This window comes from Kangiella shandongensis (genome assembly GCF_020005365.1).
GTDB lineage: Bacteria > Pseudomonadota > Gammaproteobacteria > Enterobacterales > Kangiellaceae > Kangiella > Kangiella shandongensis.
Genome location: NZ_JACNML010000019.1, coordinates 1 through 4,540 on the forward strand (window position 1 = coordinate 1; position 4,540 = coordinate 4,540).

The 4,540-nt window shown below is 44.3% G+C and carries 5 protein-coding genes; all 5 read left to right on the forward strand.

What is annotated here, in order from left to right; all coding sequences use genetic code 11:
- Positions 1-1,367 (forward strand): hypothetical protein (locus tag H7708_RS13295; protein ID WP_223671342.1); only part of this gene is annotated, 1,367 nt, incomplete at its 5' end.
- A 6-nt stretch (positions 1,368-1,373) separates the two neighbouring features.
- The gene (locus H7708_RS13300) at positions 1,374-2,381 is read left to right on the forward strand and encodes a hypothetical protein (RefSeq protein ID WP_223671343.1); all 1,008 of its coding nucleotides are present in this window, start codon (positions 1,374-1,376) and stop codon (positions 2,379-2,381) included.
- A 64-nt stretch (positions 2,382-2,445) separates the two neighbouring features.
- Positions 2,446-2,736 carry a hypothetical protein gene (locus H7708_RS13305; RefSeq protein ID WP_223671344.1) on the forward strand — a complete coding sequence of 97 codons (291 nt, stop codon included), beginning with the start codon at positions 2,446-2,448 and terminating at the stop codon, positions 2,734-2,736.
- 35 nt (positions 2,737-2,771) lie between these two features.
- Positions 2,772-3,797, forward strand: coding sequence for a hypothetical protein (locus H7708_RS13310; RefSeq protein WP_223671345.1), 1,026 nt, complete (start codon positions 2,772-2,774; stop codon positions 3,795-3,797).
- An 85-nt stretch (positions 3,798-3,882) separates the two neighbouring features.
- Positions 3,883-4,540 (forward strand): toxin VasX (locus H7708_RS13315; RefSeq protein WP_223671346.1); only part of this gene is annotated, 658 nt, incomplete at its 3' end.

The window sequence follows — 4,540 nt, forward strand, 5'->3', positions numbered from 1 at the left end:
TTTTTGACACGCTGGGTAAGCAGCTATCGTCGAACAAAACGCAAGTCGCCATGCAAATGCTCGGCGCACGCTATAACCTCAGTAAAGCGAGCGTACAGAACCACTCGATAACGACCAAAACCAGCAAATGGATCAATCAAGCCAAACGCCAAGCACCAACGTCCAGCTCGAATATAAAAACCAGACTGGTTAACAATAACGGCACTCTAACGTTAACGGAAACCTCCACCGCCACCAAAGTAGCACCCAAAATGTCCGCAAACCTGCTGCGGGAAATCGGTAAGTTACCGCTCGGCGCTATCGTGTCGTATTTTCATTACATCAATCTTTCCAGTGCCATCAGCAGCTTCAGCGAAAACAAAAGCGGCCTTAACGCTGCTAATATGCTTTCTGCCATGATGGGCGCCGCGGGCGCCTTTGGTGAAACCGCCCTCGGCCTGCGAGCCATCGCCACTAAAACTATGCCGACCAACCATATTGTCGCTCGCTCAACCCAAAATATCGTCTTCAAAGCCCTTGCCAGTAAGGCTTTTATACGAGTAACGGGGTATGTTGGGGCAATAGCCGAGGCGGCAGTACATTTCTGGGAAGGTCTAAATTTAAGAGGTGATGGTGATCGTGATGCCGCGAATTGGTCTTTTGGTGCATCGGCAGCTATGTTAGTAGGGGGCAGTTTAACAACTGCCGCCACCATAAGTATGATAGCAGCTGGAAGCGCCACGGTACCTGGTGTCGGTTGGCTGGTTGCAGGAATCTTAATGATTGGACTCGGTATCTTTTGTATTATTCAGAAGATTAAAAACACCAATACCCCATTTCAAATCTGGCTTAACCGCAGCTGCCTCGGAGTGAACGAAGCTGACGTAGGCTCACCTTATAGCTCAGCCGCTCAAGAAACTCAGGGCTACGCCGTAGTCTGTTATTCAGCGCGTAAGTTGGAAGAGTTACCCGAGAACTTAAAAGATGCAGTACTTTATGACCCATTCATGGACAAATATTATTCCGACCAGGGCATTCCCGACGATGCTGAAACTGACTGGAATGATAATGTCTTCAGCGATGATGAGGTAAGTTTTTTGCTCTTTTTACCAGGGTTTGATCATGTTAACAGCACGGTTGGGATAAAAATGTATGCTTACGACGAATGGTCTGTGGATGAGGAAGACTACCGAGAAGCTACGCCTTTGAATATTAACACCTCTGTCAATATTATAAATCACGAATACACAGAATCAGGTTTGGTAATTTATCTCGACAAAAAAATGACAGACTGGTCTGCTGATTCAGTAAGACTTGAGGTTGATTACTGGCCAAATAAAAGCACCTTAAACACTAAAGTCACCACCAACCTCTTTTTGGACGGTTAAGATTATATGAAAACAAACATTAATAAAAACACAAAATTTGATGTACCAAAACGACTTGATCGGCAGCTTCACAGCATCAACCAAAATCACCTACAGATTAGAACAATAGTAGGTGAATCCTTTGCAGTAATGGGGTTTGCAGGTTGGTTGGGATTTTTCCTTGTAGGGCTACCTGTAATAGCGACAATTATTACTATTCTACCAGAGGAAATTGAACGATATCAATCAGGGTTAAGTGATTCTCTCACACTTATACTTATCTTAATATGTGTTAAAGTTGCATTTATTCTTGGAACTATAGGCTCTTCTTTTTTCTATAGTCATCAACTGAAGCGAAGCACCCCCATCCTTTTCGACCGAAAAGATAAAGCGATTCGCATGATTCAAATGGGGGTTCTGTACGAATGTTCGTGGAATAATGTTAAAGGCGTGATTCAAAACATGACATCAGCAGCAGGTGTTGTTATTACTCAAGATACCGCTATCGTTCTGAAAATGAAGCCTGTCCGTAATATCAACGGCAAACCACTCAACAGACAGCAACAAAAAACAGCTAATGCTGTTATTGAAGAATCGTTTACCGCTGATGGTTACGATGGCTGCGAAATGGCGTGGGAGTTTATTCGTGAGTTTATGGAAAACGGCCCCGAAGATCTGGACGTGCCAAAGCGGCTCTATTATCCGCTATCGAGTAAAACCACGCGTACTTCTATCAGCTTCCGCGAAGCCGTCAGTTATCACTGGCCGTTTCCACCGTACCGCGACAACGAGCCAACCACGCTACAAGTCATTAAAACCATTTTGGTTCCAGTGCGACTCGCTTTTTATATTCCCAACGTCTTAGCCGACGGCTGCTGGCACTGGATGATGAACTGGGGCAAACCGAAAATGCTACTTCCTGAACAAGAAAAAGCCACCCAAAACGCCATCACCCCCGACATGGTGTTTAACATACTCGGCAAAGATAAAGAATTTATGCCCTACCCCGAAGCCAAGGCAAAACTCTATTCATAGTGCAAAGGACAAGGACGTTTCACCTGATTTATGCAAACAAACATTAATAAAAATACACGATTTGATGCGCCAAATCGACTTTGAATTAACTATTTATGGCTATGAAAAAGACGATATATCGGCAGAAATTGAAGATGGCTTACCCGATGATAGTCATTATAAAAATCATACACCATTGCCAATAGAAAACGACACCAAACTTGAAGCCGTTATGTACCGAGACAGTTTAATTATCAATGCCAAGAAACTGTTTAGCCAAGAAGAAGTCCAGTCGGCACGTTTAGAGGTTTCCTATTGGCCAGATCATCGCCAGCAAGGCAAAAAAGTCACCACGAATTTTTTCCTTGATGACTAACCCAAGTGTAACTAAGAGTATAGTAGTAAATAACCATGGCAAAACAACCAATAAACACACACCAAGGCTTTAATGCCCCTCCGCGTATTGAGGGCCAGCTGGTTTCTATTAATCGCTATTGTTTATTATTCAAATCTTACTTAAACAATGGTGATGCAGCTACAGGTTGGTTATTAGGTTGGGCTTTCTGGGTATTGAGTGTCCCGTTTTTCTTATTTTTAAATATTGATGCTTATGAAATATATATGCCATTAACTTTAGGGGGGATGTTTATATTTCTTGGAGGAGCATTTATTTGCTTCGGTATTACTTTAGGAGGCTCTTGGATTCATGCCAGCTTCGTTAGGAAATCGAGCAATGTTCTCTTTAACCGACAATCACAAACCGTCGAAATGGTCTATATGGGGTATTACTACCGTGCCGACTGGAAAAGTGTTAAAGCCTATCTTGGGGTTAACACGGAAGTTGCTGGTTTTGTCCCAGTGTCTCGCACAGTCTTAACTTTTGAGTTGCACCTGGTCAAAGACCACCCCATGAATAAAGAGCACCCAATCAATAAAGGCTCAACCAAGTTTGACACAACCATCAAAGCGCCTGTCCCCGTCAATGTCTGGGGCGGTGATGGTGGACACGATGCTGAAGAGACCACCTTCGAGTATATCCGCCAGTTTATGCAGAGCGGCGTGAAATCCGTGCCGATCCCGCGTGAGCCCGAATTGCCACTGGAAAGTAAATCTTTAGGTAAAACTTTAACCTTCAAGCCTGCTTTAAAATACTTCTGGCCCTTTCCCATGTATAAACCTGAAGACGGGCCGATGATGCGTAAGTTTAAAATACTCATGCTACCCGTGAGGATAGTATTGACCCTGCCTAATGCACTGGCTGAAGCTACTTGGCACTTTATTATCAATCGAAAAAATGACAAGTACCAACTACCAAACTACGATAAAATCCAAGAACACGCCATCACCCTCGACATGGTCCGAAAAGCCATTCCATTCGAGCAGAAGGAAACCACCTACGTCGACATGGCAAAGCATTATTATATGAACAAGAAGTAAAGGGGTATAGGAACTAAAGTAGCAGGTAACTCCATGAAGAATTACCCAAGACAAGGACAGTGCAATAAATAACCATGGCAAAACAATGACCACCGGAACGGATACAACCACAGCCCAACAAGAAGGCAACAGTGTCGCCGAAAGCCAATGCGCCGGAACGATTCCCATCATTCCCGTGCGTTACGCCATCGTCCCGCGCAAGGATGATGCACAACCGCAATACCTGTATGAAGAAGCCGACTGTGGCTCGCGCCTGGAAAAAGGATTTGAGGAACTTAAACGAGCCGTCTATACGTTGCGCTCTCTACGCTCGGGCTATGTTTACTTATACGACGATACCAAAGGTACACTTCATATCTGGGAGGCTGACGGCAAGGGCAACTACACAGAAATGCAGTACACCTCGCTTGAGGACTACCAAAAGCCGGGCAACTTATCCGCTGGCCAAACGTTAAACAGCGTCTGGGCGTTTGAAGATAGTGAGACCGTCTACATCGGCTTTTCGACAAACTTATTGACCCAAAAAATGGTCGCCAAAGTTGAAAGTGACTCGTCCTTCAGAAGCCGCTTTATGCACCCAGTCAATGTGAAAGAGTTGAACGACTGGAGTGAACAACCAACGATACAACAACACATGTTCAGTATTAATGAGATGCCAGACGTTGTTGAAGAATATAAAGGGAATATTAACAATTTCGAATGGAGTAATTACTCGGAGCAGGAGCAGGTTCGATTAGAGGCTT

Bases quoted from the DNA above. Each gene is read 5' to 3' on its own strand.
- H7708_RS13300 (WP_223671343.1), top strand. From the start codon at position 1,374: ATGAAAACAAACATTAATAAAAACACAAAATTTGATGTACCAAAACGA.
- H7708_RS13305 (WP_223671344.1), top strand. From the start codon at position 2,446: ATGCGCCAAATCGACTTTGAATTAACTATTTATGGCTATGAAAAAGAC.
- H7708_RS13310 (WP_223671345.1), top strand. From the start codon at position 2,772: ATGGCAAAACAACCAATAAACACACACCAAGGCTTTAATGCCCCTCCG.